General features: G+C 67.4%; 29 protein-coding genes. 11 read left to right on the forward strand and 18 right to left on the reverse strand.

The window, feature by feature from the left end:
- Positions 1-46: 46 nt before the first annotated feature.
- Entirely contained in the window at positions 47-1,210 is a 1,164-nt protein-coding gene (locus ABD729_RS08135) for an aromatic ring-hydroxylating oxygenase subunit alpha (RefSeq protein ID WP_344709726.1), read from the reverse strand.
- A 107-nt stretch (positions 1,211-1,317) separates the two neighbouring features.
- Here ABD729_RS08135 and ABD729_RS08140 point away from each other — a divergent pair, with 107 nt between their 5' ends.
- Positions 1,318-2,739, forward strand: coding sequence for an AmpG family muropeptide MFS transporter (locus tag ABD729_RS08140; protein ID WP_344709728.1), 1,422 nt, complete (start codon positions 1,318-1,320; stop codon positions 2,737-2,739).
- Here ABD729_RS08140 and ABD729_RS08145 read toward each other — a convergent pair.
- From ABD729_RS08145 to ABD729_RS08160, 4 genes are read right to left on the reverse strand one after another with little or no spacing between them, the layout of a single operon-like run.
- Positions 2,736-4,031: a bifunctional folylpolyglutamate synthase/dihydrofolate synthase gene (locus tag ABD729_RS08145; protein ID WP_344709729.1), complete on the reverse strand. Its 1,296-nt coding sequence runs from the start codon at positions 4,029-4,031 to the stop codon at positions 2,736-2,738. The two genes, ABD729_RS08140 and ABD729_RS08145, sit on opposite strands and share 4 nt — an antisense overlap.
- Positions 4,031-4,888, reverse strand: a complete 858-nt coding sequence (gene accD, locus ABD729_RS08150) for an acetyl-CoA carboxylase, carboxyltransferase subunit beta (protein ID WP_344709732.1) — start codon at positions 4,886-4,888, stop codon at positions 4,031-4,033. Before accD ends, ABD729_RS08145 begins: the two co-directional genes overlap by 1 nt.
- Before the next feature lie 20 nt (positions 4,889-4,908).
- Positions 4,909-5,613, reverse strand: coding sequence for an orotidine-5'-phosphate decarboxylase (gene pyrF, locus ABD729_RS08155; protein WP_344709734.1), 705 nt, complete (start codon positions 5,611-5,613; stop codon positions 4,909-4,911).
- The gene (locus ABD729_RS08160) at positions 5,610-5,891 is read right to left on the reverse strand and encodes a hypothetical protein (RefSeq protein WP_344709735.1); all 282 of its coding nucleotides are present in this window, start codon (positions 5,889-5,891) and stop codon (positions 5,610-5,612) included. The genes pyrF and ABD729_RS08160 overlap by 4 nt, the downstream gene beginning before the upstream one ends.
- A gap of 97 nt (positions 5,892-5,988) precedes the next feature.
- Here ABD729_RS08160 and ABD729_RS08165 point away from each other — a divergent pair, with 97 nt between their 5' ends.
- A complete protein-coding gene (locus ABD729_RS08165) occupies positions 5,989-7,338 on the forward strand; it encodes a serine hydrolase domain-containing protein (protein ID WP_344709736.1) in 1,350 nt (449 codons plus the stop codon).
- Between the two features lie 3 nt (positions 7,339-7,341).
- Here the strand turns inward: ABD729_RS08165 and ABD729_RS08170 are convergent, their stop codons facing one another.
- A complete protein-coding gene (locus tag ABD729_RS08170) occupies positions 7,342-7,563 on the reverse strand; it encodes a hypothetical protein (RefSeq protein WP_344709737.1) in 222 nt (73 codons plus the stop codon).
- A gap of 95 nt (positions 7,564-7,658) precedes the next feature.
- Between ABD729_RS08170 and ABD729_RS08175 the strand changes: the two genes are divergently transcribed.
- A complete protein-coding gene (locus ABD729_RS08175; RefSeq protein ID WP_344709738.1) occupies positions 7,659-8,174 on the forward strand; it encodes a hemerythrin domain-containing protein in 516 nt (171 codons plus the stop codon).
- A 41-nt stretch (positions 8,175-8,215) separates the two neighbouring features.
- On the opposite strand, the gene ABD729_RS08180 is transcribed toward ABD729_RS08175, so the two are convergent.
- Entirely contained in the window at positions 8,216-8,458 is a 243-nt protein-coding gene (locus ABD729_RS08180) for a glutaredoxin domain-containing protein (RefSeq protein WP_344709739.1), read from the reverse strand.
- A 94-nt stretch (positions 8,459-8,552) separates the two neighbouring features.
- Here ABD729_RS08180 and ABD729_RS08185 point away from each other — a divergent pair, with 94 nt between their 5' ends.
- The gene (locus ABD729_RS08185; RefSeq protein WP_344709740.1) at positions 8,553-10,208 is read left to right on the forward strand and encodes a DEAD/DEAH box helicase; all 1,656 of its coding nucleotides are present in this window, start codon (positions 8,553-8,555) and stop codon (positions 10,206-10,208) included.
- Positions 10,209-10,211: 3 nt separating this feature from the next.
- On the opposite strand, the gene ABD729_RS08190 is transcribed toward ABD729_RS08185, so the two are convergent.
- On the reverse strand, positions 10,212-12,527 hold the full coding sequence (locus ABD729_RS08190; protein ID WP_344709741.1) for an ATP-dependent helicase: 2,316 nt from the start codon (positions 12,525-12,527) through the stop codon (positions 10,212-10,214).
- A gap of 1,096 nt (positions 12,528-13,623) precedes the next feature.
- On the opposite strand from ABD729_RS08190, the gene ABD729_RS08195 reads away from it, so the two are divergent.
- Both ABD729_RS08195 and ABD729_RS08200 read left to right on the forward strand, forming a co-directional pair.
- The gene (locus tag ABD729_RS08195; protein ID WP_344709742.1) at positions 13,624-13,980 is read left to right on the forward strand and encodes a DUF3140 domain-containing protein; all 357 of its coding nucleotides are present in this window, start codon (positions 13,624-13,626) and stop codon (positions 13,978-13,980) included.
- 66 nt (positions 13,981-14,046) lie between these two features.
- Entirely contained in the window at positions 14,047-15,231 is a 1,185-nt protein-coding gene (locus ABD729_RS08200; RefSeq protein WP_344709743.1) for an energy transducer TonB, read from the forward strand.
- 66 nt (positions 15,232-15,297) lie between these two features.
- On the opposite strand, the gene ABD729_RS08205 is transcribed toward ABD729_RS08200, so the two are convergent.
- Both ABD729_RS08205 and ABD729_RS08210 read right to left on the reverse strand, forming a co-directional pair.
- Positions 15,298-15,747 carry a DUF3597 domain-containing protein gene (locus ABD729_RS08205; protein WP_344709744.1) on the reverse strand — a complete coding sequence of 150 codons (450 nt, stop codon included), beginning with the start codon at positions 15,745-15,747 and terminating at the stop codon, positions 15,298-15,300.
- A 4-nt stretch (positions 15,748-15,751) separates the two neighbouring features.
- On the reverse strand, positions 15,752-16,210 hold the full coding sequence (locus tag ABD729_RS08210; protein ID WP_344709745.1) for a ferritin-like domain-containing protein: 459 nt from the start codon (positions 16,208-16,210) through the stop codon (positions 15,752-15,754).
- A gap of 202 nt (positions 16,211-16,412) precedes the next feature.
- Between ABD729_RS08210 and ABD729_RS08215 the strand changes: the two genes are divergently transcribed.
- Positions 16,413-17,696, forward strand: coding sequence for a dicarboxylate/amino acid:cation symporter (locus ABD729_RS08215; RefSeq protein ID WP_344709746.1), 1,284 nt, complete (start codon positions 16,413-16,415; stop codon positions 17,694-17,696).
- On the opposite strand, the gene ABD729_RS08220 is transcribed toward ABD729_RS08215, so the two are convergent.
- Positions 17,693-18,442: a LytR/AlgR family response regulator transcription factor gene (locus ABD729_RS08220; protein WP_344709747.1), complete on the reverse strand. Its 750-nt coding sequence runs from the start codon at positions 18,440-18,442 to the stop codon at positions 17,693-17,695. The two genes, ABD729_RS08215 and ABD729_RS08220, sit on opposite strands and share 4 nt — an antisense overlap.
- Positions 18,435-19,676: a sensor histidine kinase gene (locus ABD729_RS08225; protein WP_344709749.1), complete on the reverse strand. Its 1,242-nt coding sequence runs from the start codon at positions 19,674-19,676 to the stop codon at positions 18,435-18,437. The genes ABD729_RS08220 and ABD729_RS08225 overlap by 8 nt, the downstream gene beginning before the upstream one ends.
- 130 nt (positions 19,677-19,806) lie before the next feature.
- Between ABD729_RS08225 and ABD729_RS08230 the strand changes: the two genes are divergently transcribed.
- Both ABD729_RS08230 and ABD729_RS08235 read left to right on the forward strand, forming a co-directional pair.
- Positions 19,807-20,019: a hypothetical protein gene (locus ABD729_RS08230; protein WP_344709750.1), complete on the forward strand. Its 213-nt coding sequence runs from the start codon at positions 19,807-19,809 to the stop codon at positions 20,017-20,019.
- A 204-nt stretch (positions 20,020-20,223) separates the two neighbouring features.
- Positions 20,224-20,775 (forward strand): hypothetical protein, encoded by a 552-nt coding sequence (locus ABD729_RS08235; protein WP_344709751.1) that lies wholly within the window; start codon positions 20,224-20,226, stop codon positions 20,773-20,775.
- An 83-nt stretch (positions 20,776-20,858) separates the two neighbouring features.
- Here the strand turns inward: ABD729_RS08235 and ABD729_RS08240 are convergent, their stop codons facing one another.
- From ABD729_RS08240 to ABD729_RS08250, 3 genes are read right to left on the reverse strand one after another with little or no spacing between them, the layout of a single operon-like run.
- Positions 20,859-21,347: a 5' nucleotidase, NT5C type gene (locus ABD729_RS08240; protein ID WP_344709752.1), complete on the reverse strand. Its 489-nt coding sequence runs from the start codon at positions 21,345-21,347 to the stop codon at positions 20,859-20,861.
- Complete coding sequence (locus tag ABD729_RS08245) at positions 21,344-21,700, reverse strand: hypothetical protein (protein WP_344709754.1); 357 nt, start codon at positions 21,698-21,700, stop codon at positions 21,344-21,346. The genes ABD729_RS08240 and ABD729_RS08245 overlap by 4 nt, the downstream gene beginning before the upstream one ends.
- Positions 21,701-21,710: 10 nt before the next feature.
- Positions 21,711-23,093: a Mur ligase family protein gene (locus ABD729_RS08250; protein ID WP_344709755.1), complete on the reverse strand. Its 1,383-nt coding sequence runs from the start codon at positions 23,091-23,093 to the stop codon at positions 21,711-21,713.
- Positions 23,094-23,141: 48 nt separating this feature from the next.
- Here ABD729_RS08250 and ABD729_RS08255 point away from each other — a divergent pair, with 48 nt between their 5' ends.
- Positions 23,142-23,963: an LD-carboxypeptidase gene (locus ABD729_RS08255; protein WP_344709756.1), complete on the forward strand. Its 822-nt coding sequence runs from the start codon at positions 23,142-23,144 to the stop codon at positions 23,961-23,963.
- A 63-nt stretch (positions 23,964-24,026) separates the two neighbouring features.
- Complete coding sequence (locus ABD729_RS08260; RefSeq protein ID WP_314446528.1) at positions 24,027-24,302, forward strand: SWIB/MDM2 domain-containing protein; 276 nt, start codon at positions 24,027-24,029, stop codon at positions 24,300-24,302.
- A gap of 87 nt (positions 24,303-24,389) precedes the next feature.
- Here the strand turns inward: ABD729_RS08260 and ABD729_RS08265 are convergent, their stop codons facing one another.
- The 3 genes from ABD729_RS08265 to ABD729_RS08275 all read right to left on the reverse strand — a co-directional run bounded on the left by ABD729_RS08265 (position 24,390) and on the right by ABD729_RS08275 (position 26,143).
- On the reverse strand, positions 24,390-25,097 hold the full coding sequence (locus tag ABD729_RS08265; RefSeq protein WP_344709758.1) for an extensin-like domain-containing protein: 708 nt from the start codon (positions 25,095-25,097) through the stop codon (positions 24,390-24,392).
- 27 nt (positions 25,098-25,124) lie between these two features.
- On the reverse strand, positions 25,125-25,763 hold the full coding sequence (locus ABD729_RS08270; protein ID WP_344709759.1) for an NUDIX hydrolase: 639 nt from the start codon (positions 25,761-25,763) through the stop codon (positions 25,125-25,127).
- Between the two features lie 89 nt (positions 25,764-25,852).
- Entirely contained in the window at positions 25,853-26,143 is a 291-nt protein-coding gene (locus ABD729_RS08275; RefSeq protein WP_344709760.1) for a hypothetical protein, read from the reverse strand.
- Between the last annotated feature and the right edge of the window lie 50 nt (positions 26,144-26,193).

Genomic DNA, 26,193 nt, shown 5'->3' on the forward strand with positions numbered 1-26,193 from the left:
AAGGCCTGAAGGATTTGCGTCCAGTCCGCGCTCCGCGGATGGCGCGCTAGAGGGTGGCCGGTGGTTCCGGCATCAGGGCGGCGGCGATATTGGCGTGGAAGTCGGCGACGCCATGTTCGAGGGTGCCGAGCGTGACCTCGTCGATCAGGCCGCTGGCGAGGCCCTGGTGGCAAAGCGCGGCGGCGCGGAAGTCTTCGGCGGCGAAGGTGCCGCCGTCGAGGAGGTCCCAGCTCTTCTGCCAGTGACGCTCTTCTTCTTCGGTGCGCGGCGGTTCGGGGATGAGCATGACGTCCTCGACCAGGGTGCGCCCGACCCCCCGCGGCCAGCAGGTGAGCAGGTTCACGTAATCCGGGCTCATGATCAGGATCGAGTTGGGGAACAGGTGATAGGTGTAGGTGACGGCCTTGCGCAGCTGGCGCCAGTCGGTGCGGTCGATGCGTTCGAGATAGTCGGTGCGGCCCACCGCGGCGCGCTGATGCGGTCCGATACGGTCGGCGACGGTGATCCCGTCGGCGAAGAAGGGCGCGATGGTTGCCGCGTGAAGCCGCTGGACGTGGTAGCTTTCGAGGAAAGCGTCGACCACCAGCTTCCAGTTGCAGGCAACGTCGTGGGTGCGGCGGCGATAGAGGTGCAGGTGGGGCAGGCCGAAGGCGTCGAGGTCGTCGGCCAGCGCCTCTGCGGGCGCAAAATCGGCATCCGGGTCCTGCGCGAACCAGATCAGGCCGCCGCTTTCGACCGCAGGGAAGCGGCGCAGGCTCATGGTGCCCTTGTCGAGCCCAGGGAAGCAGTCGGGGCGTGGCAGGGCCGCCAGGCTGCCGTCGGGCCTGTAGGCCCAGGCGTGGTAGGGACAGACGATGCGCGCGGCCGGGACCAGTTCCTCGCTCTCGATCAGCCGGGTGCCGCGGTGGCGGCAGGCATTGGCGAGGACATGGACCTTACCGTCGCCATCCCGGCTGACGATCAGCGGGACGCCATAGCCGTCGTGCGCGACCGCCGTGCGCGGGTTCGGCAAGAGGGCCGAGGGTCCGAGCACCAGCGGAAGCCTAGCGAACAGGTGTTCCTGCTCGGCCGCGAAATGGGCCTGGTCGGTATAAAGATTGGCCGGCAGCCGGGCGATGCCTTGTCCAAGCAATTCCTGTCCGCCCGCCAGCTGTTCGGCGAGGGCAAGTTGCCCGGGGGTGGGGCGGGTTGACCGGAGCGGCGCATCCATCGCGGCAGACTGCGCTTGGCGGCGGGCGGGCGCAAGCACTGACGGGCTGTTCACGCGAATTGCGGCTGCTAGGGTCCGGCGAATTCGTGCTTGGTGAAGGAAACGGAATGAACGGTCTGCAGGTGGCGATCTTCGTCGGGTTGCTGGTGGCGCTGGCCCTGCTGGCGACGCGGATCGAGTCCTTCCGGCCCTATCTGAAGAAGCGGCCGCTGGTCGCCTTCCTGCTCGGCATCAGCAGCGGCTTTCCGCTGACCTTGCTGCTGTCGACCATGACCTTCTGGCTGAGCAAGGTGGGCATCGACAAGACGACCATCGGCTTCGCGGTGGGCCTGACAACGCCTTATACGCTCAAATTCCTGTGGGCGCCGCTCATCGACAAGCTGCCCCTGCCGGTCCTGACACGGGTGTTCGGGCAGCGGCGCGGCTGGCTGTTCCTGATCCAGGCCCTGTTGTTCGTCGCGGTGTGGCAGCTTGGCGCCAGCAACCCGCAGGTCGGGGCGATGGGGACCTTCGCCTTCTGGGCGATCGTGGTCGCCTTCCTGTCGGCGACGCAGGACATCGTGATCGACGCCTATCGCATCGAGATCCTGTCGGACGAGGAAATGGCGCACGGCACCGCGACCAACCAGTTCGGCTATCGCACGGGTAATCTCATCGCCGGCGCGGGGACGATCTTCATCGCCTCGACCGAAGGGCTGGGGATGGGCTGGGCCGCGGCTTATGCGCTGACCGGCCTGGCGATCCTGCCGGCCATCGTCGGTGCGCTGTGGGCCGGGCCCGGCCGCTATGTCGATCGCTATGCGACGGCGGCGGGGATGGGCGCCGGCCAGTGGCTGCGCGAGACGGTGTGGAACCCGTTCCGCGAATTCCTTGGCCGCAGGGGCGCGTTCCTGATCCTCGGCTTCGTGCTGCTCTACAAGGTAGGCGACGCGATGGGGCAGATCATGCTGTCGCCGATGATCGTCGAGCTGGGCTTTGCCGACCTTGATTACGTGTCGGCAAACAAGGCGTGGGGCTTTGCCGCGCTGATCGTCGGCTCGGCACTCGGCGCGCCGTTCATCCTGTGGCTTGGGATGGGCCGGGCGCTGCTGATCTCGGGCCTGCTGATGATGGTCTCGAACGTCATGTTCATGCTCCTTGCGGCGGTCGGCAACAATTACTGGATGCTGGTCGCGGCGGTGGTGACGGAGAATATCACCAGCGGGATCGGGCTTACGGTGTTCACCACCTATCTCTCCGGCCTGTCGAGCCTCGCCTATACGGCGACGCAGTTCGCCCTGCTGTCGAGCTTCGCGGCGGTCGGGCGAACCTGGCTGTCGGCCCCTGCCGGGATTGCGGCGGAGAAGCTTGGCTGGGTCGGTTTCTGGGGCCTGACCATCGTCGCCGCGGTTCCGGGCATGCTGCTGCTGTGGCTGCTGTGGAGCAAGGGTTATGTCGTGCAGTCGGTACGGCAGCCGAGCACCGAGGATGATGGCGAGCCGCTGCGCACGATCCCCGAGCAGGAAGCGCCGCCGCCGAGGCCGGCCTAGTCCGGCAGCTCGCCGTTGAGCGCGAGCACTTCGCCCGCGAGGTAGAGCGAACCGGCGATGAGGATGATGGCGTCCGAAGCGGCGCCGGCGATGGCCGCGCGAAGATCGGTCTTCGCCGTCATCGGCAAGCCGAGCGTACGGCCGACGCCGGCCAGATCTTCGGCACGCATGGCGAGCGGATGCGCGAAACTGATCGCGCTCACCTGCTGCGCTACCCCGCGGAAAGGCGCGAGGAGCCCCGCCGCATCCTTGGTCGTGAGAGCGCCGGCGATGAGGTGGAGCGGACGGCCGTTCGCCAGTTCTTCGATGCTACGGGCGAGGACTTGGGCGGCTTGCGCATTGTGACCGCCGTCCAGCCAGATGTCGCGGGTACCGGTCAGCGGGCCGGGGCGGAGCTTCTGCAGGCGGGCAGGCCAGCGGACTTCGCTCATGGCGCGGGCGAGCGCTTCGTCAGGGACGGCCATCGCCTGCTGATAGCGTAGCATGGCGACCGCCAGCGCGGCATTGTCGGCTTGGTGGAGGCCGGGGAGGGCGGGCAGCGGGAGGTCGAGCGCACCTGCCCCGTCGCGGTAATGGAGGCGAGCGCCGGCGACATGGCTGTGCCACTGCGCCCCCTGGACGAGGAGAGGCGCGCCCGTCGCTTCGGCAAGCTCACGGATGCGGGCCGCGGCGTCGGGCGGATGGGCGAGGGTCACCAGGGGAGCGCCCGGCTTGGCGATGCCAGCTTTCTCGCTCGCGATCTCGGCCAGGGTCTCGCCAAGCCATTGCTGGTGATCGAGCCCTAGCGCGGCAATCCCCGTGACGACGGGGCGCTCGACCACGTTGGTCGCGTCGAGCCGGCCGCCCATGCCGACTTCGAGCACCAGCGCGTCGGCCGGGGCGCGGGCAAAGGCGAGAAAGGCGGCGGCGGCGGTTGCTTCGAAGAAGCTTGGCGCGATCGTGCCGGAGACGTCGAGAACCTCTTCGAGCAAGGCCGCGAGCGAGGCGTCGTCGATCAGCCTGCCGGCAAGGCGGATGCGTTCATTGAAGCGGACGAGGTGGGGTGAGGTGAAGACGTGGACGCGCTTCCCCGCGGCTTCGAGCGCGGCGCGCAGGAAGGCGGTGGTGGAGCCTTTACCGTTGGTGCCCGCGACGTGGAACACCGGCGGCAGGTGCCGCTGCGGATCCCCCAGCGCGGCCAGCAATTCGGCGATGCGTTCGAGGCCGAGTCGATCACCGCCCGGGCTCAGCCTCGCCAGCCGGTCGAGCTGCGCCTGCACGCCCGGATGGTCCGAGCGGGCGCCGTCCGCCATCAGGCCGCCGCCTTCTCCGTCGGGGCGAGATAGTCGATCAGCCGGGCGAGCCGCTCGCGCAGGTCGGCGCGGCGGACGACCATGTCGATCATGCCATGTTCGAGGAGATATTCGGCGCGCTGGAAGCCTTCGGGCAGCTTCTCGCGGATGGTCTGCTCGATGACGCGCTGGCCGGCAAAGCCGATCAGGGCACCGGGTTCGGCGAGCTGCACGTCGCCAAGCATCGCATAGCTGGCGGTGACGCCGCCGGTGGTGGGATCGGTCAGCACAACGATATAAGGCAGGCCCGCATCGCGCAGCAGCTCGATCGCGACGGTGGCGCGCGGCATCTGCATCAGGCTGAGGATGCCTTCCTGCATGCGCGCGCCGCCAGCGGCGGTGAAGACGATGTAAGGCGCACGGGCGGCAAGCGCGGCCTGGACACCCGAAACGAAGGCCGAGCCGACCGCGACGCCCATCGACCCACCCATGAAGGCGAAGTCCTGCACGCCGACGATCGCGGTACGACCCTCGATCGTCCCGCGCGCATTGAGGAAGGCGTCCTTCTCGTTGGTCGCGGTGCGCGCGGCCTTGATCCGGTCGCTATACTTCTTGGTGTCGCGGAACTTGAGCGGGTCCTCGCGCACGTCGGGGGATGGCAGCAGCTCATAATGGCTGTCGTCGAACACCTGGTCGAAGCGGGTGCGCGCACGGATGCGGTCGTGGTGGTCACATTTGGGGCAGACCTGGAGATTGTCTTCCCATTCCTTGGTGAAGACCATCGCGTCGCAATTCTTGCACTTGTGCCAGAGCGTGTCGGTGGTCTGGCGCTTCGGCAGGAAGGAAATGGAATTACGGACGCGGCTGAGCCAGCTCATGATACAGTCCTTGGGTTGGTTCAGACGCCGGCGGGTAGCGCGGCGGATGCCTTGAGGGAAGCAGCGATGGCGCGGGCGGCCTCCGCCGGATCGGGGGCGCCGGTGATCGGGCGGCCGATGACGAGCACGGAGGCGCCGCGCTGCAGGGCGTCCGCCGGTGTCAGCACGCGCTTCTGGTCGCCGACGTCGCTGCCGGCCGGGCGAAGTCCCGGTACGACAAAGGTGCCGCCGGGCCAGCGGGCCGACACCTGGCCGACTTCCTCGCCCGAGCAGACGATGCCGTCGCACCCGGCAGCGCGGGTGAGGTCGGCGAGGCGATCGACCTGTGCGGCAGGGGTGCCATGGACGCCCGCCTGCGCAAGGTCGGCGGCATCGAGGCTGGTAAGGACGGTAACCGCGACCACCTTGCATGCGGGCGGCGCGGCGGCGCGGGCGGCTTCGAGCATGGCCCGGCCCCCTGCGGCATGGACAGTGAGTATTGCGGGCGCGAGCGGGGCGAGGGCGGCGACGGCCTTGCCGACGGTATTGGGAATGTCGTGCAATTTGAGGTCGAGGAAGATCGGCAGGCCGACCTCGCCGAGGAAGCGAACGCCGGCAGGGCCGTTGGCGGCGAAGAATTCCAGCCCGAGCTTCAGGCCGCCGACATGGGGCGCGATGCTTCGGGCAAGGGCCTCGGCCGCCCGCAGGTCGGGCGTGTCGAGCGCGACGAAGACGGGGTTGCTCACTGAGCGAACTCGTCGGTGGGCGGAGGCGGCGGCGCAAGGGTTGGCGCAGGCGGATTCGAAACCGCGATCCGCCGCTCCAGCCGCCACAACCGGGCGCGGAGCAGCAGGAAGGGCGGCAAGAAGCCGACCAGCGCCGCGATCAGCACCAGCAGGGGCAGCTTGATGTCGGCCTGGAGCGAGCCCCACAGGTTGATCGTTACGTCCGACCAGTTGTTGCTGGCGATGATCGCCAGGAACACCGCCAGGACGACCCAGAAAAGTGTTCGCAGGAACTGCATGGGGCAGCGGTTTAGGAGCGATGGCGCCGCTTGGCCAGCCGCGCCGCTTCTCGTCGCTGCAGAGCTTCGTTTCGCCGCAGGCCCCGGGTGACGGCAGTTGAGCCTTGGCGTCAGTCGCTCCAAGCCCACGCCCGGGGAGGACAAGTCACTGAAGAAGCGCGTCGTCGCCGGCGTAGGCGCCGTCCTGTTCATGGGCGCCGCCATTGCCAGCATCCGGGTGGTCGAGCCCGTTCAATCCGCCAGCAGCAGTGCGGCCGAGGTGCGCGCGGCGAGCATGCGCCTTGCCAAGGTGCAGCCGGCCGCGCGGCAGAGGGTGAACTATGCCCAATTGGACGCGCGCCTGAAGCGGATGGCGGCCAAGCCGACGATGGTCGGTATGGCGGTCGGCGTGGTCGAGAACGGCCGCATCACCTTTCTTTCCGGCTATGGCGAGACGCTGGCGGGCTCGGGCGAGAAGGTCACCGCCGACACGGTGTTCCGCTGGGCCTCGGTCAGCAAGGGCGTGGCGGGAACGATGGTCGCCAAGCTTGCCGAGCAGGGCAAGGTCAGGCTCGACGCGCCGGTGGTCAATTACGCACCGGGGCTGAAGCTGCCGGCCGGAAACCAATATCGCGCTAGCGTCACCGACGTGCTCAGCCACCGCCTCGGCCTCTACAAGAACGCGCTCGACAACAAGCTGGAGGAAGGACAGTCGCCGCAGGTGCTGCGCGCCGAGCTGGGCTCGCTCAACGCCATCTGTGCGCCCGATACCTGCTGGTCGTACCAGAATATCGCGTTCGACACCGCCAGCGACATCGTCGCGCGGGCGACGGGGACGACCTATCAGGAGGCGGTCAGGCACCAGCTGTTCGAACCATTGGGCATGACCAGCGCGTCGCTGACCCGCGAAGGGCTGGTGACGTCGAAGAGCTGGGCCAGGCCCCACAGCGTCGGCCGCCGACCGCTCGAGGTGCTCGAGCCTTATTATCGCGTTCCGGCGGCGGGCGGGGTCAACAGCAATATCAAGGACATGTCCCTGTGGCTGATCGCGCAGATGGGCGGGATGCCGGGGGTGCTCGACCAGCGGGTGCTCGAAACGGTCCATGCGCCGCTGGTGAAGACCCCGAGCGAACGGGCGCGGATGCGCAAGTTCCTCGAGCGGGTGGGCGAGGCGACCTACGGCCTTGGCTGGCGCAATTATGATTATGCCGGGCACCGCATCATCGGCCACCGCGGCGGGGTCGCGGGTTATCGCTCGCTGATCCTGTTCGATCCGGTGCTGAAGAGCGGCGTGGTGGCGCTCTGGAACAGCAACACGAGCCAGCCCGGCGGACTGGAGTTCGAAGTCATGGACATGCTCTACGGCCTGCCGTTCCGTGACTGGATGGAGCTCGACAAGTCTGGCGACGCGACGCCCGAGCCGACCGGCGACGAGATCGCCACCGCGGGCAGCGGCGACCGGCGCTGACGATCACTTTACCGGGCGGATGAGGCCGACCCGGCTCTCCACGGCGTTCAGTTCGTGCTTCTGTTGCCTGCTGGCGAGCCAGCGCAGTCCCATGCCGCCGATCGATAGCGCCATCCCCAGCAGCACCGCGGGCATGTGCCAGGCGGGATCTCCGGGTTTGGGCCATGCCACGGCACCGAGCAGCAGCACGCTGACGATTGAGATGAGATAGCCGAGCCCACGCATTATCTTCCCCGTGACAGTTCGATGACGATCACCGGCGGAACCATCATCGGTTGCTTCCGGTTTCCCTTGCGAAACGATCAAGCAAGGACGCAGCCATGGCCGACACCGCACCCGACGCCGTCACCCTCCTGAAAGAGGACCACCGCGCGGTTGAGAAACTGTTCAAGGAATATGAGGATGCGTCAGGCAACGCCGCAAAGCGCAAGATCGCCGAGCGGATCGCCGGCTCGCTGATCGTCCACACCCGGATCGAGAACGAGATCTTCTATCCGGCCTGCGAGGGAAAGGTCGAGGAAGCGGACCTCAAGGAAGCCTATGTCGAGCATGACGCGGCCAACGTGCTCATCGCCGAGATCCTCGCGAGCACCAAGGGCGACGAATTCGCCGAGGCGAAGGTCAAGGTCCTGAAGGAAGAGATCGAGCATCATGTCGGCGAGGAAGAGCGCTGGCTGACCGGCATCTTCAGCCAGGCCAAGCGCCATGGGGTCGATATGGACGCGCTGGGCGCCAAGCTTGCCGACGCCAAGACGCGCTATGAAGCCGAGCTGGAGAAGGACGGGCCGGAAGTGCATCTCGCGGCCCTGAAGAAGACCAAGGTCGCAGCGGCCTAAGAAATGAAGGTGCTCCGGCCGACCGCCGGAGCACTTTTCATTCAAACGTGGGCGACGAGGAATTTCTCTAGGTCGCTGCAGCCGCCGATGGTCTTCCCGTCGACCACGATCAGCGGAGTCGTCGACAGGCCATGCTCGGTCTTGAAGGCGTCGGTTTCCTCGCGGGTCTTGAGCTGATGCTCCTCGACCTCGAAGCCATGGTCGCGAAGCAGCTGGAGCGCACGGCGGCCAAACGGGCATTCGTGGTCGGGCAGGACCATGCGGGTGATCTGGGCGGTGGGCATGAAAGGTTCTCCTGAAGGAACAGGGAAGCGCCCGGACCGCCGCCACGGTTCCACCCCGGTAGCCAATCGCAACGATTCGCACTAAGGGGCACTCATGCTCCATCAACATCTCCCTTCGGCGCTCGCCCGGGCGCTCGAAACGCGCGGCTATGAAACGCTGACCGAAGTCCAGGACGCCGTCTCGACTCCCGAGGCCGCCGGCCGTGACCTCCTCGTTTCCGCCCGCACCGGTTCGGGCAAGACCGTCGCCTTCGGCCTTGCCATGGCCGCCGACCTCCTCGGCGAGGCCGAACGCCTGCCCTTTTCGCTTAAGCCGCTGGCGCTGGTGATCGCCCCGACCCGCGAGCTTGCGCTGCAGGTGTCGACCGAATTGCAGTGGCTGTACGAGCCCGCCGGCGGACGCGTCCTGACCTGCGTCGGCGGCATGGACCCGGTGCGCGAGCGCCGCGCGCTGGAAAATGGCGCGCATATCGTGGTGGGAACCCCGGGCCGCCTTCGCGATCACCTCGAGCGCGGGGCGCTCGACCTGTCCAACCTCAAGGTCGTCGTGCTCGACGAGGCCGACGAGATGCTCGACATGGGCTTCCGCGAGGAACTGGAGGAAATCCTCGACGGCGCCGCGGAAACCCGCCGGACCCTGCTGTTCTCGGCCACGCTGGCAAAGCCGATCGTCGCGCTTGCCCGCCGCTACCAGCGCGATGCGCTCCGGATCAGCACGGTCGAATCAAGCCCCGGCCACGGCGACATCAGCTATCAGGCGGTGACAGTCCGTCCGACCGACGTCGAGCATGCGGTGGTGAACCTCCTCCGCTTCCACGAGGCCGAGACCGCGATCCTGTTCTGCGCCACGCGCGAAGCCGTTCGACGCCTTCACGGCAGCCTGTCCGAACGCGGTTTCACCGCCGTCGCCTTGTCGGGCGAGCATAGCCAGGCCGACCGCAACCGCGCGCTCCAGGCGCTGCGCGACAAGCGCGCCCGCGTGCTGGTGGCGACCGACGTCGCCGCGCGCGGCATCGACCTTCCCTCGGTCAGCCTGGTCATCCACGTCGAACTGCCTCGTGATGCCGAGGCGCTGCAGCACCGATCGGGCCGGACCGGCCGGGCAGGCCGCAAGGGTACGGCGGTGCTGATCGTCCCCAACATGCGTCGCCGGCGGGTCGAAGCGATGCTTCGTACCGCGCGGATCCCGGTCGAATGGACCGATGTCCCGAGTGCCGAGGCGATCCGCGACCAGGATCGGGCGCGCCTGCTGGCCCAGTTCGACGAACCGCAGCCGCAGGACGAGGGCGACGCGAACCTTGCCGCGGCGTTGCTCGACCGGCTCGGCCCGCAGGGCGTGGCGCAGGCGCTGGTCGCTCGCCTCCATGCCGATCTTCCTGCGCCCGAAGACCTGCTCGACGGTCCGGCCGACGATGGCCCGCGCCATGGCGGCTTCGAAGGCGCCGGCTGGTTCCGGATCAATGCCGGGCGGCGGCAGGGCGGCGACCCCAAGTGGCTGCTGCCGCTGATCTGCCGCATCGGTCACGTTCCCCGCAGCGAGATCGGCGCGATCAAGGTCGCGGCGACCGACAGCTATTTCGAAGTGAGCCCGCGCGCCTTGCAGACCTTCATGAAGGCACTGCGCAAGAATTCGCCGGCGATGGCGCAGGACGGGATCATGGTCGAGCCGAGCACCAGCCCCGACGAGCATCATGCGACCGGGGGCGGTCCGCCGCCGCCGCGCCGTCAGCGCCTCGCGCCGCGGCGCTGAGGTTCAGCCCAAGCTGACGAAACTGTCGAGCACGCGCTTGCGCCCGGCGTGCTCGAAATCGATTTCGAGCTTGTTGCCCTCGATCGCGGCGATCGCGCCGTAGCCGAACTTCCCGTGGAAGACGCGCTGTCCGATCGACAGGTCGTCGCGGCCCTTGTTGCCGAGGCTGACGGCCGACGCGCGTGCCTCGACGATGCGCTGGGGGACGGGGGTAAACGTCTGCGCCGCGCGGCCGAAGCCGGGGCCTCGGGTGGTCAGGCGGTCGGGGCGCTGGGCGGCGACATGGGCGAAGGGATCGCCATGCTCGCTCCACTGCGCCCGCCACAGCGACTCGCCGCCGGTCATCGTGGTCTCCTCCTCGATATGCTCCTTGGGGAGCTCGGCGACGAAGCGGCTGGGGATGCTGCTGGTCCACTGGCCGTAGATGCGGCGGTTGGCGGCGTGGAAGATGGTCGCCTTTTCGCGCGCGCGGGTAATCGCGACGTAGGCAAGGCGGCGCTCCTCCTCGAGTGAAGCGGTGCCACCTTCGTCCAATGCGCGCTGCGAGGGGAACACGCCTTCTTCCCAGCCAGCGAGATAAACGATCGGGAATTCCAGCCCCTTGGCGGCGTGGATGGTCATGATGGTGACCTTGTCGCCAGTCTTGTCGGCGTCATTGTCCATGACCAGGCTGACATGCTCGAGGAAGGAGGGGAGGTGCTCATACTCCTCCATCGCGCGGGTGAGTTCGGCGAGGTTCTCGAGCCGGCCGGTGGCCTCGGCGGTGCGCTCGGCCTGAAGCATGGCGGTGTAGCCGCTTTCGTCCAGCAGCTGGCGGGCCAGTTCGGCATGGGCCGGCGGCGAGCCGAGCGGGGCGGGGGTGTCTGCCGCGGCGAGGTGCATCTGCCGCCAGCGCGCGAAGTCACCGACGAAGCGGCCGAGGCTGCGCCTTGCCTGCGGGGTCAGCTCGTCCGAATCGAGCATTTGCGCGGCAGCCAGCAGGAGCGGCTGGCCGGACGCGCGGGCATAGCGATGGATGTTGGCCACCGCCTTGTCGCCGAGCCCGCGCTTGGGGGTGTTGATGATCCGTTCGAACGCAAGGTCGTCCGCCGGGCTCTGCACGAGGCGAAGGTAGGCGAGGGCGTCGCGGATCTCGGCGCGCTCGTAGAAGCGGAAGCCGCCGACGATCTGGTAGGGCAGGCCGATCGCGATGAAGCGTTCTTCGAATTCGCGGGTCTGGAACTGCGCGCGGACGAGGATCGCGATGTCGCTGAGGCTTCCGCGGCGCTGGTGCTGCTCGGCTTCCTCGCCGACCCGGCGGGCTTCCTCCGGGCCGTCCCACACGCCGACGACCTTCACCTTTTCGCCCTTGTCGAGCTCGGTCCACAGGTCCTTGCCGAGGCGGCCCGAATTGTTGGCGATGAGGCCCGACGCCGCGCCGAGGATGTGCGGGGTGGAGCGGTAATTCTGCTCCAGCCGGATCACCGCCGCGCCGGGAAAGTCGCGCTCGAAACGGAGGATGTTGGCGACTTCCGCCCCGCGCCACGAATAGATCGACTGATCGTCGTCGCCCACGCAGCACAGGTTGCGGCGCGGTTCGGCAAGCAGCTTCAGCCACTCGTACTGGACGGCGTTGGTGTCCTGATATTCGTCGACCAGCAGATATTTGAAGCGGGTGCGGTAGCGCTCCAGCACATCTTCGTGGGTGCGGAAGATCACCAGCATGTGGAGCAAAAGGTCGCCGAAGTCGCAGGCGTTCACTGCCTTCAGGCGATCCTGATACTGCTTATAGAGATCGGCGCCGCGGCCGTTGGCAAAGGCCTCCGCCTCGCCGGCATCGACCTGTTCGGGGGTGAGTCCCTTGTTCTTCCAGCGGTCGATGCAGGAGGCGAGCTGGCGGGCAGGCCAGCGCTTCTCGTCCAGTTCGGCGGCAACGATCAGCTGCTTCATCAGGCGCAACTGGTCGTCGGTATCGAGGATGGTGAAGTTGCTCTGCAAGCCGGCCAACTCGGCGTGGATGCGGAGCATCTTGGCGGCGATCGAATGGAAGGTGCCGAGCCACGGCATCCCCTCGATCGCGCCGCCGCTGATTCGGCTGATCCGCTCGCGCATTTCGCGTGCGGCCTTGTTGGTGAAGGTGACCGCCAGGATTTCGCTCGGCCACGCCTTGCGGGTGGCGATGAGGTGGGCGAGCCGGGCGGTCAGCGCGGCGGTCTTGCCCGTGCCGGCGCCGGCCAGCACCAGCACCGGGCCTTCGGTGGTCAGCACCGCCTGGCGCTGGGGGGCGTTGAGGCTCGCGAGATAGGCCGGCTCGGGCGAGAGGGAAGCGGATTCGGACACGTCCTGCCCAGTTAGGGGGAGGAGAACGGAACGGCAACAGCGCTGGGAGTGCCGGGGGCGAAACGATTGCACCCGATATCCCCGTTATCCACAGGCATGGTGCCTCAGATTCCGCTTTGCGCGACTCACTTTTGGAGTCATCTTGCATGGGTGATCGGGGGGCAACGGCCTCCTCCTCTCCGGAAGCCCGCAAGGGCCGACAGGCAGGAAGGGGAAGGGACTTCCGATCTCCGCCGGCAAGGCGACGAAGTGGAATTCGGTTTTGCGAAGATTGGGCTTCCCCAGGATGCCCGGACGGAGCGACCGAGGGATCTTCGAAGCGAAGCCGGCAAGAGGCGCCGGAAGAGATGATCGTCTCACCGCCGCAGGCCGGATCGCCCGAAAGGGCTGGTCAGGGCAGCGCGAGAGGTTGATCGTTCCAAGAAGGGCCGCGAACGGACGGACGGTGGCCGACCGAACCTTGAACTGGCTTGCCAGGGATGGAGACGGGAGGCGGGTTCAGGACCGGACCGAGGGTTGGGTCGCGATGCTTTCGAAAGGAAGCGGATCGACGCAAGCGGAGGCGAGGACCAGGACCGCCGGAGCGGAACGGACAAGTGGAGCAAGGGTCTTCGGACCGGCGCTCGACAGGTTCGGGAGGCGACGGCAGAGCCGGATGGAAGCGAAGGGGAGCCGCAAGGCGAACCGGAGTGGAGATCCGGGGAAGGAGCCCGGGAGACCGGGCAGCCGATCGAGACCGACGCGACGCCTGAGCGGGCGAGCGAGGATCGCGGAACGCTGAAGCTTTTCCTTCGGGACGGAGCATCGGCATGAAACGAAGACCGGCAAACTCAAGCTCGGCGCAGTGGGGCTCGGCAGCAATGCCGGGCCCCATTTCTGTTGTGCGCGTGCGTTTCAATGGTGCGGGTGCGAATCATCTGCGCGGGTGCGCCGATGTTGTCCGCTGGTGGGCGAGCCACGCCTGCTGCTTTCCTCGCAATTGCCAGTGGCCAGCAGCAAGTGGCCGGCATGTCAGGGGTTTGCGGTTGCGGCTTTAGGGCAGGTCGGCAACCAGGCGCACCCACTCCTCGTTCAGTGACGAAAGAGGAGAAAGGCCTTGGCAGACACCATCGACGCCGACGAGCGCACCAAAGTCCGCAAGGAATTCCACGACGCGGTCAACATGACCCCAGCGGAGCTCGAGAAATGGCTCGCGACCGAGGAAAGCCGTGAGGTCGGATTCAAGGGTGCCGATGGTCATGGCTCGGGCGAAAGCGTCGGTCACAAGTCCGGCACCCGGATCATCGAACTGCTTCGAACCAAGGTGGCCGATCTCGACGAGGATGACCTTGCGCATATGAAGAAAGTGGTCGGCTACGTGCATCGCCACCTGGCGCAAAAGCCCGATCATCCGGACGGATCGCGCTGGGCGGCAAGCCTCAAGAACTGGGGCCACGATCCCGCCAGGAAGTAGCAGGACCTGTCTCGACACGCCTTTGCCTTCTGGTAGCCTGCGGCGGCTACAAGGAGTGTGCGTCCGATGTTCCTGATTTCACTTGTCGCTTTGGCCCAGGCCGGCACGGCCAGCGTCCCGGTGGCCCGCGGACCGGCGCGCAGCTTCATCAGTGCCCTCGATTATCCTGCCGGGGTTGCCGCTTCCGCCGCCCGTGCGGTCGAAGTTGCTATGGTCGTCGGGCCCGACGGGCGGGTCGCTAGCTGCACGATCCTTGGAAGCAGCGGAACCTCGCTGCTCGACGCCACGACCTGCCGGCTGCTGCGCAGCCGGATGCGCTTCACGCCGGCCCGCGATGCCGCCGGTAATCCGACCGCCGGCGAAGTGCGCGAGACGATCGACTGGGCGGCAATCCGCAGCGGGACCTCGCCCTCGTCGGAAGCGAGACCGCCGCTCGTCCGCACCGAGGCCCCACCGATCATCACTCTCCCGGTCGCGCCGCCGGCCGATAACCGAGAATGGGCGGCAAGGGCGCGGGCCGACCTTGGGTCCCTGATCACCGCCGATGATTATCCGGTCGATGCGCGCCGGGCGGGCGTCCAGGGAACGACCGGATTCAGGCTGGACGTGGGCCCAGACGGCAGCGTCACCAAGTGCACCGTTACGCAGTCGAGCGGGTCGGAAGCGCTCGACACGGCGTCGTGTCGGCTGATGTCGGCCAGGGCGCGCTTCACGCCGGCCCGCGACATGAAGGGCAAGGCGGTCGCCGATACGGTCAACAATCGCATCGCGTGGCGGCTGCCGCCGCAGAACAACATCGTCCCCGACCTCGTCATTACCCATTTCACCATCGGGACAGACGGCACGCCGCGGGACTGCAGCCGCTTTGCCGAACTGTCGGGACGAACGGCCGAGAACAAGGCGCCGGACTGCGGGCCATCGCCGCCCGCCGGGACGTTGCTCGAAGCCTTGCGTGGGATCGCCAACAAGCGCGAAACCCGCTTCCGGATCGAGGCGCGCCTCCTTCGCGACGCTGCCAAGCCCTGGCCGGTGCTCGAGCAGGAAGGCCGCAAGATCATTGGCTACGACCTGATCCGCCTGCGGGTGGCGCCGGGTGGCCGCGTCATCGGCTGCGTCGTGCTCGACCGGCAGACGGGCGGGCTGCCGCAGAACAATATCTGCCGCAACGCCCTGCAGATCCAGGATTACAAGAAGCCGGGCGAGGCGGAGATGCGGATGGTCGTGTTCACCGCGATCGAGTCGCAGGCCTGAGCAGACAACAAGAAGGCGGCAGGACATGAGCCCGGCCGCCTTCTTGCTTAAGCATTACGTGTCCGGTCAGTCGATAAAGCTGGCCGGCACCCGCCCGCCATTGGCGGCAAGCTGCTTCATCACGGCCTTGTGCAGCCAGATGTTCATTTCCGCCGAGCCGTCGAGCTCGCCGGTGTAACCGAGTTCCTGCGCGAGTTCCTTGCGGTTCTCGAGACTGGAATCGATGCCGAGCAGCTTCATCAGGTCGACGATCGAACTCTTGTAGTTGAGGTCAGGATTCCCGCGCTGAGTGCTGATGTCGGACAGGACCTGTTCGACATCGACGTCAGTCGGCTGCTGAGGGGTCGCCGATGGCGGCTGGGTAGCCGTCGCGCTGCCGGCCTGCTGGCCCTGCGGCTGCGCGGGCGCCGTCGCGGGCGGGCCCCCGGCCATTCCGGCCGGGATGGTCGGACGATTGCCCGGCCCCGGATCCTTGTGGCCGAAGATGGCGCCCTTGATCTTGTCGAAGATACCCACGGGCTCAGGCCTCCAGGCCGTGCTTCAGGCTGCTGATCTGGTCATGGCCCTGACGCACCGACTGGTAGGCGCGTTCGATGATGCTGCGGGTTTCGGGCGCAACGTCGGTGGCGTTCAGCGCCGCTTCGAACTTCTCCTTGAGATAGTCCTCGCCGCGCTCGACTTCGTTGATGATCGCCTTGTCGTCACGGCCGGTCACCGCCGCCTTGAGGTCGAGGAAGCGCTGGTGGGTCGCGCCAAGGAAGCTGCCGTCGTCGGGGGCGTTGCCACCGAGGCGGCTGATTTCGGCGCGGAGTTCCTCGACGATGCGGCTGCGCTCGTCGGCGTTACGGCGGAACAGCTCCTGGAAGCGGGTGCCCTCGGCGTTCTGGGCGGCGTCGCGATAGCCGTTGATGCTGTCGATGAGCGTGGTGGTGAGGGTCTCGAGCGTACCGACGCCCGTGCTGTCCGAAGAACCAATCATGGTTTCACTCCTTTAAAAACGCGTGGATTTGTCTGTCGTGCTGTTCAACGCGCGTGACCGCGGCGAAGTTCGGGGCGGCGCCGAAATAATGAGATGGAGCGAGCGTCGCTCTGGATGGAAGGTGCCAAGCGCCCACTCTTGCGCGACAGGAGAGGGGCGCTAGGCAAGGAGCCGCGCGCTCGCGCCTGGAGTTTGGATGCCCATGACTGACGACACTGCCGCTCCAGCGGCCAGCACTTCCGGCGCGGGCGGCAGAAGCGCGCTGCTGCTGATGGCCGCGCTGGTCGTCGGCCTGATCCTCGGCATTCTCGCGTCGCGGTTGGGCGACGGGATCAAGGAGCCGTTGGTGTCCGCCGCGGCACTGGTCGGCGGCCTGTGGTTCAATGCGCTGAAGATGACGGTCATTCCGCTGATCGTCGCCCTGCTGGTAGTCGGCGTGGTCAGCGGGTCGGATGCCGCCAAGGCCGGCGGGCTCGCGACCAAGGCGGTGATCTGGTTCGGCGCCTTTTACATTTTCTCCGCCTTGTTCGGCGCGGTGATGACCCCTGCGCTGCTGGCGATCTGGCCGCTTCCCGAGGCCGCCGCGCAGGCACTTCGCACCGGCCTCGCCGGGGTCGACCCGAGCGCTACGGCCATCACTGTCCCGTCGATCGGCGACTTCTTCAAGAACCTGGTGCCCGGCAACCCGGTCGCCGCGGCGGCCGAAGACCAGATCCTGCCGCTGGTGATCTTCACCACCATCTTCGCCTTCGCTCTCGCCAGGCTCAGCGCCGACAAGCGCGGCCCCGCGCTTCGTTTCTTCGAAGCGATCGGCGATGCGATGCTGCTGGTGATCGGCTGGGTGCTCGCTCTGGGTCCGATCGGCGTCTTCGCCCTGGCGTTCGAATTCGGCGCGGGCGCCGGCGGGTCGGCGCTGGGCGCCATCGTCCATTACATCGTGATCATTTCCTCGCTCGGCCTGATCTTGACCGTCCTCGGCATCGTCATCGCCGTGGTTGCGGCGCGCTTTTCGCCGGGGACCTTCCTGCGCGCGGTCGGTGGCCCATCGGCGGTGGCGCTTGCGACCCGGTCGAGCCTTGCTTCGCTACCGGCCATGCTGACCTCCTCGGCGGCGCTTGGGGTGAAGCGCCAGGATGCCGACGTCGTGCTGCCGCTGGCGGTGGCGCTGTTCCGGGCGACGGGCCCGGCGATGAACATCGGTGTCGCGCTCTACGTGGCGCACTGGCTGGGCGTGCAGATTACCCCGGCAGGCTATGCCGGCGGGATCGCGGTGGCGGCGCTGGCCTCGATCGGCGCGGTCAGCCTGCCCGGCCAGGTCAGCTTCGTCACCTCGATTGCGCCGATCAGCATCGCGCTTGGCGTTCCGATCGAACCGCTGGCCTTGCTGCTGGCGCTCGAGACCATCCCCGACACCTTCCGCACGCTCGGCAACGTGGTGGTCGACGTCGCGGTGACCGGGGCGGTGTCGGAGCGGGAAGGGGCCTAGCGCCCCGCGATTTCCCGCACGCAATCGGCGTAGAGCCGGCCGACCGGCTGCTCGGCCCCATCGGCCAGCCGCGCGATCCAGCGGCCCGACGCGTTGCGCTGGAAGCCGCTGATGAAGTCGCGGCGGACGATTGCCGAGCGGTGCAGGCGCACGAAGGTGGCAGGGTCGAGCCCTTCTTCCAGCGCCGCCATGCTGTGGTGAATCAGCCAGCTGCGGGCCCCGACGTGCAAACGCATGTAGTCGCGCTCGGCCGACACGCGGTCGATGTCGATCGCGCGGATCCGGACCAGCCCGCTGAGATCAGAGGCCCAGAATTCCTCGAGATACTGGCCTGGCGGCGCGGCTTCCTCGGCCCCGACGCCGCTGCGCCATTCAATGTGCGCGCGGGCGCGTTCGAGGGCGCGCTCCAGCCGCTTGGGATCGACCGGCTTGACCAGATAATCGACCGCATCGACGTCGAAGGCGGAGACCGCGAACTGGTCGAAGGCGGTGACGAAGATGACTGCCGGCCGCTGGGGGGAGCGGCCAAGCTCGCGGGCGACATCGATGCCGTCCATGCCCGGCATGGCGATATCGAGAAGCAGGAGGTCGGGGCTCAGCGCCTCGGCCATGCGGCAGGCCGATTCGCCATCGCTGGCGGTGCCGACCAGGTCGACGCCGCCGATCCGGGCGAGAAGCAGCTGAAGCCGCTCGGTGGCGAGCGGCTCGTCATCGACGACCAGGGTTTTCAACGGCGGCTCATGCATCGTTCCGGCTCGGCATCGTGATTGCAACCTTGTATCCGCCGCCGTCGATCGGTCCATGCTCCACGCCAGCAGCGCGTCCGAACCGGGCGCTGAGGCGCTGGGCGACATTGGCGAGCCCGACCTTGGTGCCCGCCGGCGGCGCCGGCTTGCGCGGCGATTTCAGCGCCGTGCCGCCGAAATTGCTGATCTCGATCCTGAGGCGGCCGGGCAGCGGTTCTTCCGCGCTGATCCGAAGCGTCACCTTGTCGCGGGTGTTGCTGAGACCGTATTTGATCGCATTCTCGACGATCGGCTGGAGGATCAGCGCGGGCAGCCGGACGGTCGCCAGCGCGTCGGGAACGTCGATCTCGACCTTCAGGCGGCGCGGGAAGCGGACCTGTTCGATCTCGAGGTACAATCGCTGCAGCTCGATTTCCTCGGCGAGGCTGACGTCGGCGGTAGGATCGAGCGACAGGCTGGAGCGGAAAAAGGTCGACAGCTTGAGGATCATCTCCTCCGCTTCGGCGGGGCGGCCGGTCATCACCAGGCTCGACAGGCTGTTCAGCGTGTTGAACAGGAAGTGGGGATTGACCTGGTAGCGCAGCGCCCGGACCTGCGCGACCTGGGCCGCGCTTTCGGCCGCTGCGGCGCGCCGTTGCAGGCTGAGCGCCTGGGCCTGGCTGACCGAGGCGAGATAGACCGCCGACCAGGCGGCGAAGAAGAACAGCCACACTACCGCCGTATCGGCCGCGATCCGCAGCTGGTCCTTGTGCTTGAGGTCGGCAAGGCGCGGCATGGTGACGACGACCGGATCGGCCGCGTTGCGCTCGATCCGCACCTGGTCGCCCTTCTGGATCACCACGAAGCCCTCGCGGGCCTGGAAGCGAAATTCCTCCTTGCTGGTCTTGAGCTTGGCTTCGGTCAGGACGAGCCCGCTGGCCAGCACGATGGAGGCGAGCACCGAGCCCACGCCCGCGATCACGGCCTTGCGCCGCATCGATCCGTCGCGGCTGAAGCTCGCGATTGCGATGTACAGCAGCAGGGTCAGGGCGACGCCGAGGATCAGCGTCAGCAGCTTGTTGACGAGGATGGTGCCAGGGTCGCTGCCGAGAAACGCGCGGGCGACGACGGTGACGGAATAGATGGCCCAGAAGCCGCCGATGGTCTTCAGGGCCATGCGCCAGTCCGCGAAGCGCGGGGTCTCGTGCTTGGCCTGGCCGAACGCCAGGTTGTCGCTGCTGAGGGGCATGTTCATGGCAGCGGAGAGTGACGAAGCGGACCGGGCTGTGCAAGCGCCCGCCGGCCGGTCGCCGAACCCTGCCGCGCATTGGTCGAAGCGGAACGGCGATGCAGCGACAACGTTATGCCACCGAAAGGAAGATCAGATGGACGAGCAAAGGGGCACGGAGGCGCCGCCGCCGGTATTGTCGGGCGATCCGGAGCAGGAACTGGAGCACAAGCTGCGCCGCAATCCTGAAGACGACGACGCCAAGGTCGACGTCGGCAGCGATGAATCGATGGACGCTTCCGATCCGCCGTCGACCTCGCAGCCGGGCTGTGTCGACGAGCCGGTCCCGTCGAGCGGATTTCCGGGCTGAGGCCCGTCCGCATCGTCAAGGTGAGATGATCACTGCGTTGCAGGATTGCGACAGCTGAGCGACAAGTCGCCCAGCCGACAATAAGCACGTGCAATCACCCGGCATTTCCGGTTTCAATATGAACCGGGCTTGGGGTGATGGTTAAGCGTTCGGAAACGCTTAGGCGCTCATATCTACCAGCCCGAGTTGAAGGAGCTGGGTGCCATGACGACGCGTTCGACGCAGCCTGCCGGTGGAGCGTTGCTGCTGAGCGAAATGAAGGAGTTTGCGGGCTTTCCCAAGGCCACGCAGCGCTACATTCGCCGCAGCCTCGACATCGCCTTCGGCCGCCGCAACGCGCTTGAGTGCTGGGCGCGCGACGAAGGCGAAGCCGCCTCGATCCGGGCGCAAGGCCGGCTCTACAAGCAGCTCGACGCGCTTCGGATGCAGGTGCCCGACGACAGCGGTCTCGACACCATCGATCCGTTCATGGGCCTGCTGATCACGCTGACCGCGTTCGACCTCGGCCAGGATCGCATCCCGAACTTCGCGGCGTTCCGCTTCCTGTACGAGCGCCTGCTCGGGGCCGCGGCGCGTCCGTGGCTTCCGGCCGCCTTCTGCGCGGCTTCGGCCCTGCCGCACCTCCACCCCGATCGCCGCCGCCTGCTGCTGCAGTCGATCAGCGAAAGCGCGGCCACCGCGCCGGGCTGGTCGAACCGCGAGCCGGTGTTCTGGCCGGAGTGGGTCGAGAAGGTCGACATGGCGGACGCCGCCTAAGACGACTTTGGTCGTTGCGAGCATGGCGAAGCAATCCACCGCTGCGGCCATGGATTGCGTCGCTCCGCTCGCAATGACGAGGACTAGGACCTCTTTCCGACGCTAGGGTAGATTTCCGCCAGCCGTGCGATGCTTTCCCGCGCGCTGCGGTGGAGCACGTAGATCCCGCCCGCGGCCTCCCACGCCGCGAGGTGCCGCTCGCTATCGTCGACCAGCACGTCGGCGCCTTGCATATGGCGGTGCTTGTCGCGCGCCATGCAGGTGATGATGGGAACGCCGGGGAAGTGCTCGGCCGCCCAGCGGACCTTCTGCGGCGCGGCCCATTGGCCGATCGGGAGGCCGGTCAGGATGGTGGGTTCGAGATGCCGGACCGCGTCGAACAGTTCGTCGGCGTCGGCCATCTTGGGCAGGCTCGCGTAGAAGTCGCCGTGCCGGGCAAGGCGCTTCCAGAATTCGCCCCTGCCGTGCCGTGCCTCGAAGCTTCGCGCATCGGTGCCGAGCAGGTCGCGCACGCCGGCGTCGAAATCCGCCAGCACGCCGTCGCAATCGAGAAACAGCTTGGGTTCGCTCACCGCAGGCGGGCCGGGGTCAGGGTAATCGGGACGGGATGGTCCCATTCCTTCCACCCGCGCTCCTTCAGCACGTCGTTGCTTTCCTTCGCCGCGCGGCCGTCCCCGAGCGACCAGGTGATATGGTAGGTCGACCCGTCGGGCCGGTCGACGCTGCCGTCGATGCTGACGACGAGTGCCTCGACCCCTTTCTCGTCATCGGTCGACCCGAGGACCGCGGCCTTCACCTCGTGGGGCGGGTCGCTGGCCCTGACGTCGAGGGTCACGTGATGCGCCACCACCGTCGCGTAGCGGGGCGGATGGTCGCGCAGCAGGGTTTCGCGGTCATGTTCGTCGAGCAGCCATCCGTTGGTCATGCCCGTCCAATCAGCCGCGCGCCGCGAGGTTCCCCACCAGCTCGGCGGCAAATTCGCTGAGCGTATCGTCGCGCGCACCGAGGATGGCGATGGTGTCGCCCGGTCGCGCCAATTCCAGCAGGCGAGCCGCGATGGCGGGGCGTTCGGGAAGGTGCTCGGCCTGTGCGCCCCTGGCCCGGACGGCATCGACAAGCCACTCCGACCCGCGCGAGCGATCGACGGTGCCGCCCTGATAGACCGGATCGGACAGGATCAGCCGGTCATCGGGCCGCAGGCCAGTGGCGAAGGTCTGGGCCAGTTCGTCACCCATCTTGGCGAGCGGACCATAGCCGTGCGGCTGGAACAGGACGAGCAGCCGTCCGGGCCGTGCCGCAAGGGTGGCCAGCGTCGCGGCGATCTTGTCGGGATTGTGGGCGAAATCGTCGATCACTGTCACGCCGCCGGTACTGCCGACGGTTTCGAGGCGGCGCTTGAGACCCTTGAACCCGGCAAGCGCCGCCGCTGCCTTGGCGAGTGGCACGCCGAGGGCGTGAACGGCGGCGATCGCGGCCAGCGCGTTACCGGCATTATGGCGGCCGGGCAGGGGGACGGCGACTTGCGCCTGTTCCTCGCCCGCGCTGACCGTGAACTGGCTGCCCTCATCATCCAGGACGAGGCCCGAGCCGCGGACGGTCGCGTCCCGGTCGAAGCTGAAGCCGGTCGCTCCGGGCGGGGTCAGCGCACGGCTTTCGGCGTCGTCGAGATTGACGACAGCGGTGCCTGCCGCGCGCAGGAAGCCGCCGAACAGCGTGCGCAGTTCGTCCATCTCCTTGTGGTCGAGGCTGACGTTGTTGAGCACGGCGACTGAGGGCCGGTAGAGCGAGATCGAACCGTCGCTTTCGTCCACTTCGCTGACGAACAGGTCGGGGTCGCCGACCAGCGCGCTGGCGAAGGGTGTTTCGGTCGAGACGAAATTCTTCATCACCGCGCCGTTCATGACCGTCGGGCGCTTGCCGGCGTGGTGGAGGATCCAGCCAATCATCCCCGTCACCGTCGACTTGCCCGAGGTGCCGCCGACCGCGACGCTCGTCGCCGCCGCGTTGAGCAGTTCGGCCAGAAGCTGCGGGCGGGTGAGGTGCGGCAGTCCCAGCGCGCGGGCCCGCGCGACGTCGGGGATGGTCGCCTCCACCGCGGCGGAGGTAACAAGGGTCATGCCGTCGGCAAGGCCGCTGCCGTCCTGCGGGAAGAGCGCGATGCCCTGTGCCCGGAGGAATTCGAACTTGGCGGCCAGCCGTCCGGCATCGAGCGCGCGGTCAGATCCCGCGACGCTTCCGCCCCGCGCGCGGACGATGCAGGCGAGGGGAAGCATGCCACTGCCGCCGATGCCGCAGAAGAAGGTGCTGGAAGAGGTCATGGCGCTGCCCCTATTGAGGAGGCGAGCGAAGGGCAACGGAGCGCGGACATGAGGATCGGGGTGGTAGCGCCAAGCTGTCCGCTGAAGCGAGAGGCGGCGGAACAGGCGGCGGTGCTTGCGGCAACGCTCGGGGCGGAACTGGTCGTCCATCCCCAGGCCTTTCGCGAGGAGGGACATTTCGCGGGATCGGACGCCGAGCGGCTGACGGGGCTGCGGGAGATGATGGCCGACCCGGGCATCGACGCGATCTGGTTCGGACGGGGCGGCTATGGCTCCAACCGGATCGCGGCCGCAGCCATGCGCGATCTTCCGCCGGCCGCCGGTGCCAAGACCTATCTCGGCTACAGCGATGGCGGCTTCTTGCTGGCGGCGCTGCACAAGGCCGGGCTGCGGGTCGCGCATGGGCCGATGGTCCAGGACATCATGCGCCAGGGCGGAGAGGAGGCGGCGGCGCGCGCGCTCAACTGGCTGATCAGCGCCGACGCAGCCTCGCTCGAGCCCGGGCTCGATGGCCCGGCTTTCGCGTTCAACCTCGTCGTCCTGTCGAGCCTGATGGGAACGGGCCTCGAACCGGACTTCACCGATGGTGAGCTTCTGATCGAGGAAGTGGACGAGGAACTGTACCGCGTCGACCGCTTCCTCTTTCACGTCAGCAGCCAGCCGGGCTTCGGGAAGCTCCGCCGATTGCGGCTTGGGCGCGTCCAGCTCAAGTCCAACGACCGACCGTTCGGGGCCGAGATGGAGGCGGTCGCGCGGCATTGGTGCGAGGAAGCTGGGGTGCCGTTCGGTGGTTCCGCCGACATCGGGCACGACGTGCTTAACCGGGTGGTACCGTTTCCCGTCGGCAACGGCCCTCATTTCCTCTCTTAGCCGCCTCTTGCAGTGACGGGCGCTTTGCGCTCTATCTCCTCTCCGAACCAACAGGAGGGCCGTATGGCAAAGGAAGCGAGCGGGACTGGGCGTAAGGCAGGGGGCGGGCTGGCCCGTCCCGTTCAACCGTCGCCTGATCTCGCCAAGATCGTCGGCAACGACCCGCTGCCGCGCAGCGAAGTCGTGTCGAAGGTCTGGGACCACATTCGCAAGAACAACCTGCAGAACCCTCAGAACAAGCGGGAAATCGTCGCTGACGACAAGCTGCAGAAGATCTTCGGCAAGGACCGTTGCACCATGTTCGAAATGAACAAGCACCTGTCCAAGCATCTTTCGTAAGCGCGTCGAAAGACGTCGCTTCGACAAAGAGGGGCTCGCCGCAAGGCGGGCCCTTTTGCATTGGGGCCAGAATCGACTCGGGGAGGCTTAGCGGCAGGCTCGCCAGCCTGCAGACCCTTGATCGGCCGTGTCGAAGTGCAGATGATCGCGGTGCGCGTCGTTGTAATCGGGCGAAAGCACCGTGGTGAATACTTGGCATCCGGCGTCGCGCGCGGCCTTGAGGAAGCGGCTTTCGGCCGACCCGCCGCGCCAGTCGCGCAGCACCGACAGCCGCCGGCCATCGTCCAGCTCGAAGCTGAGGATGTCGACGGCGTCGGCCGTCGCATGCTCGCTGAACGGCCCGTCGGCCCGATTGTAGAGCCGGCGGCAGGAATAGCTGCCAGCGTGAACGAAGCGGCGCACTCGGGTCCCGAGGATGTTGCGGGCGTCTGCCTGGACCTGCCGCTCCCACAGTTCGAGCGCCGCGGCGACCGGACAGCTGGTGACGAGCCCGGCCGGGGCCGGCGCGATGTCGAGCGAGAGCAAGGTGCCGTCCTCATAGCCGCAGGTTTCGGAAGGGCGGCGCGATGGCGCTGGCTGGCTCCGGTTGCCAGCCTGAGCGAGCAGCGCCCGGCAGCGCGGCGGATCGCTCCCCAGTTCGGCGATCTTGGCCGCGGTGAAGCGCCCCGGCGCTGCCGATAGGTCAAGCTGCGTCCATGGCAAGTCCTGGCGATGGCGCTGCACCAGGGCAGCACCCTCGATCACTAAAACCGCCAGAAACGAGAGCAGCAGGAAAAAACGGAGGGCGAAGAGCATATCCTGCCTTAACGCAGGGGGCGGCATTCAGGCGCGGAGGGCGCGATCCAGCCTTTCGGCGGTAATCGGATAGCCGAGGTGGTCGGGGATCACGAGGAATTGCGTCCCGTCGCGCTCCTCGATCCAGGGGCTGATGATCTCGACCGGGTGCGCCAGCGCATGTTCCCGTGCATGATCGAAAGACGAAAGCGCGGCCAACCGCTCGAGATTGCGGATGGTGGGAAAGATCGCATTGGCACGTTCGGCGCGGACGTCGTCGAGCATGGCTTGGGCCGAAATCCACACGGCCCGCTCGCACTCGCCCGGTTGCGGCCGGAGCGGTCCGGCGTCGACGGGGCAGGGAGCGATGAAGAAAAAGGTGTCGAAGCGGCGGTGGCGGACATTGTCCGGCCGCCAGCGCGCAAAGGGCACCAGCGCTTCCAGGGCGACGTCGAGCCCGGTTTCCTCGGCGGTCTCGCGCACGGCAGCACGCGCTGCCGCTTCCTCGAGCGTGCCAACCCCGTCCCAGTCGGCCGGGTCGATCCTGCCACCGGGAAAGACCATCGCGCCGCCGGCAAAGGCCATGGTGCGCGGCCGTTCGACCATCAGCAGTTCGGGCGGCGCGCCGGCGAGGGTGTCGCGAATCACCACCAGGGTCGCTGCGGGAATGGCCTCGCTGTCGCTCATGGGTCGGCAGATGCGTCCACCGCAGGCAAAAGAAAAGGCCGGCCTCCCGCTGGGGGAGACCGGCCCGTCCAATCGCTCGAGGCGATTGATTACATCGCGTTGACGGCAGCGGCCGCAGCAGCGCCGTTCTGCGCATTGACGTCGGCGTCGTCGATCGCATCTTCCTTGCGCTCGCCTTCGGCCTTCAGGGCGTCGGCCTGATTCTCGAGGGTCGCGGCCTCGGCGGCGTTGCCGGTGTTGTCGGCCATCGCTTCGAGGTTCTCGGCGGCGTTCTCGTAATTCTCCTGGACGTTCTCGCCCAGCGCGTCGTCACCCTTGCCGCCGCAAGCGGCGAGAGCGAGGCTGGCAGCGCCGACGAGCGCGAAAGTGATCTTCTTCATGGTTTTCTACTCCCCTTGTGGTTCTAACGACCCGCGGTTTCTTATCCGCT

This window comes from Sphingomonas humi, from assembly GCF_039536725.1.
GTDB classification, from domain to species: Bacteria; Pseudomonadota; Alphaproteobacteria; order Sphingomonadales; family Sphingomonadaceae; genus Sphingomicrobium; species Sphingomicrobium humi.

What these genes read in the sequence shown, in the direction of transcription:
- ABD729_RS08135 (WP_344709726.1), bottom strand. Translation starts at nt 1,210, where the DNA reads ATGGATGCGCCGCTCCGGTCAACCCGCCCCACCCCCGGGCAACTTGCC.
- ABD729_RS08140 (WP_344709728.1), top strand. Translation starts at nt 1,318, where the DNA reads ATGAACGGTCTGCAGGTGGCGATCTTCGTCGGGTTGCTGGTGGCGCTG.
- ABD729_RS08145 (WP_344709729.1), bottom strand. Translation starts at nt 4,031, where the DNA reads ATGGCGGACGGCGCCCGCTCGGACCATCCGGGCGTGCAGGCGCAGCTC.
- accD (WP_344709732.1), bottom strand. Translation starts at nt 4,888, where the DNA reads ATGAGCTGGCTCAGCCGCGTCCGTAATTCCATTTCCTTCCTGCCGAAG.
- ABD729_RS08160 (WP_344709735.1), bottom strand. Translation starts at nt 5,891, where the DNA reads ATGCAGTTCCTGCGAACACTTTTCTGGGTCGTCCTGGCGGTGTTCCTG.
- ABD729_RS08170 (WP_344709737.1), bottom strand. Translation starts at nt 7,563, where the DNA reads ATGCGTGGGCTCGGCTATCTCATCTCAATCGTCAGCGTGCTGCTGCTC.
- ABD729_RS08175 (WP_344709738.1), top strand. Translation starts at nt 7,659, where the DNA reads ATGGCCGACACCGCACCCGACGCCGTCACCCTCCTGAAAGAGGACCAC.
- ABD729_RS08180 (WP_344709739.1), bottom strand. Translation starts at nt 8,458, where the DNA reads ATGCCCACCGCCCAGATCACCCGCATGGTCCTGCCCGACCACGAATGC.
- ABD729_RS08185 (WP_344709740.1), top strand. Translation starts at nt 8,553, where the DNA reads ATGCTCCATCAACATCTCCCTTCGGCGCTCGCCCGGGCGCTCGAAACG.
- ABD729_RS08200 (WP_344709743.1), top strand. Translation starts at nt 14,047, where the DNA reads ATGTTCCTGATTTCACTTGTCGCTTTGGCCCAGGCCGGCACGGCCAGC.
- ABD729_RS08210 (WP_344709745.1), bottom strand. Translation starts at nt 16,210, where the DNA reads ATGATTGGTTCTTCGGACAGCACGGGCGTCGGTACGCTCGAGACCCTC.
- ABD729_RS08215 (WP_344709746.1), top strand. Translation starts at nt 16,413, where the DNA reads ATGACTGACGACACTGCCGCTCCAGCGGCCAGCACTTCCGGCGCGGGC.
- ABD729_RS08220 (WP_344709747.1), bottom strand. Translation starts at nt 18,442, where the DNA reads ATGCATGAGCCGCCGTTGAAAACCCTGGTCGTCGATGACGAGCCGCTC.
- ABD729_RS08225 (WP_344709749.1), bottom strand. Translation starts at nt 19,676, where the DNA reads ATGAACATGCCCCTCAGCAGCGACAACCTGGCGTTCGGCCAGGCCAAG.
- ABD729_RS08230 (WP_344709750.1), top strand. Translation starts at nt 19,807, where the DNA reads ATGGACGAGCAAAGGGGCACGGAGGCGCCGCCGCCGGTATTGTCGGGC.
- ABD729_RS08235 (WP_344709751.1), top strand. Translation starts at nt 20,224, where the DNA reads ATGACGACGCGTTCGACGCAGCCTGCCGGTGGAGCGTTGCTGCTGAGC.
- ABD729_RS08245 (WP_344709754.1), bottom strand. Translation starts at nt 21,700, where the DNA reads ATGACCAACGGATGGCTGCTCGACGAACATGACCGCGAAACCCTGCTG.
- ABD729_RS08250 (WP_344709755.1), bottom strand. Translation starts at nt 23,093, where the DNA reads ATGACCTCTTCCAGCACCTTCTTCTGCGGCATCGGCGGCAGTGGCATG.
- ABD729_RS08255 (WP_344709756.1), top strand. Translation starts at nt 23,142, where the DNA reads ATGAGGATCGGGGTGGTAGCGCCAAGCTGTCCGCTGAAGCGAGAGGCG.
- ABD729_RS08260 (WP_314446528.1), top strand. Translation starts at nt 24,027, where the DNA reads ATGGCAAAGGAAGCGAGCGGGACTGGGCGTAAGGCAGGGGGCGGGCTG.
- ABD729_RS08265 (WP_344709758.1), bottom strand. Translation starts at nt 25,097, where the DNA reads ATGCTCTTCGCCCTCCGTTTTTTCCTGCTGCTCTCGTTTCTGGCGGTT.
- ABD729_RS08270 (WP_344709759.1), bottom strand. Translation starts at nt 25,763, where the DNA reads ATGAGCGACAGCGAGGCCATTCCCGCAGCGACCCTGGTGGTGATTCGC.
- ABD729_RS08275 (WP_344709760.1), bottom strand. Translation starts at nt 26,143, where the DNA reads ATGAAGAAGATCACTTTCGCGCTCGTCGGCGCTGCCAGCCTCGCTCTC.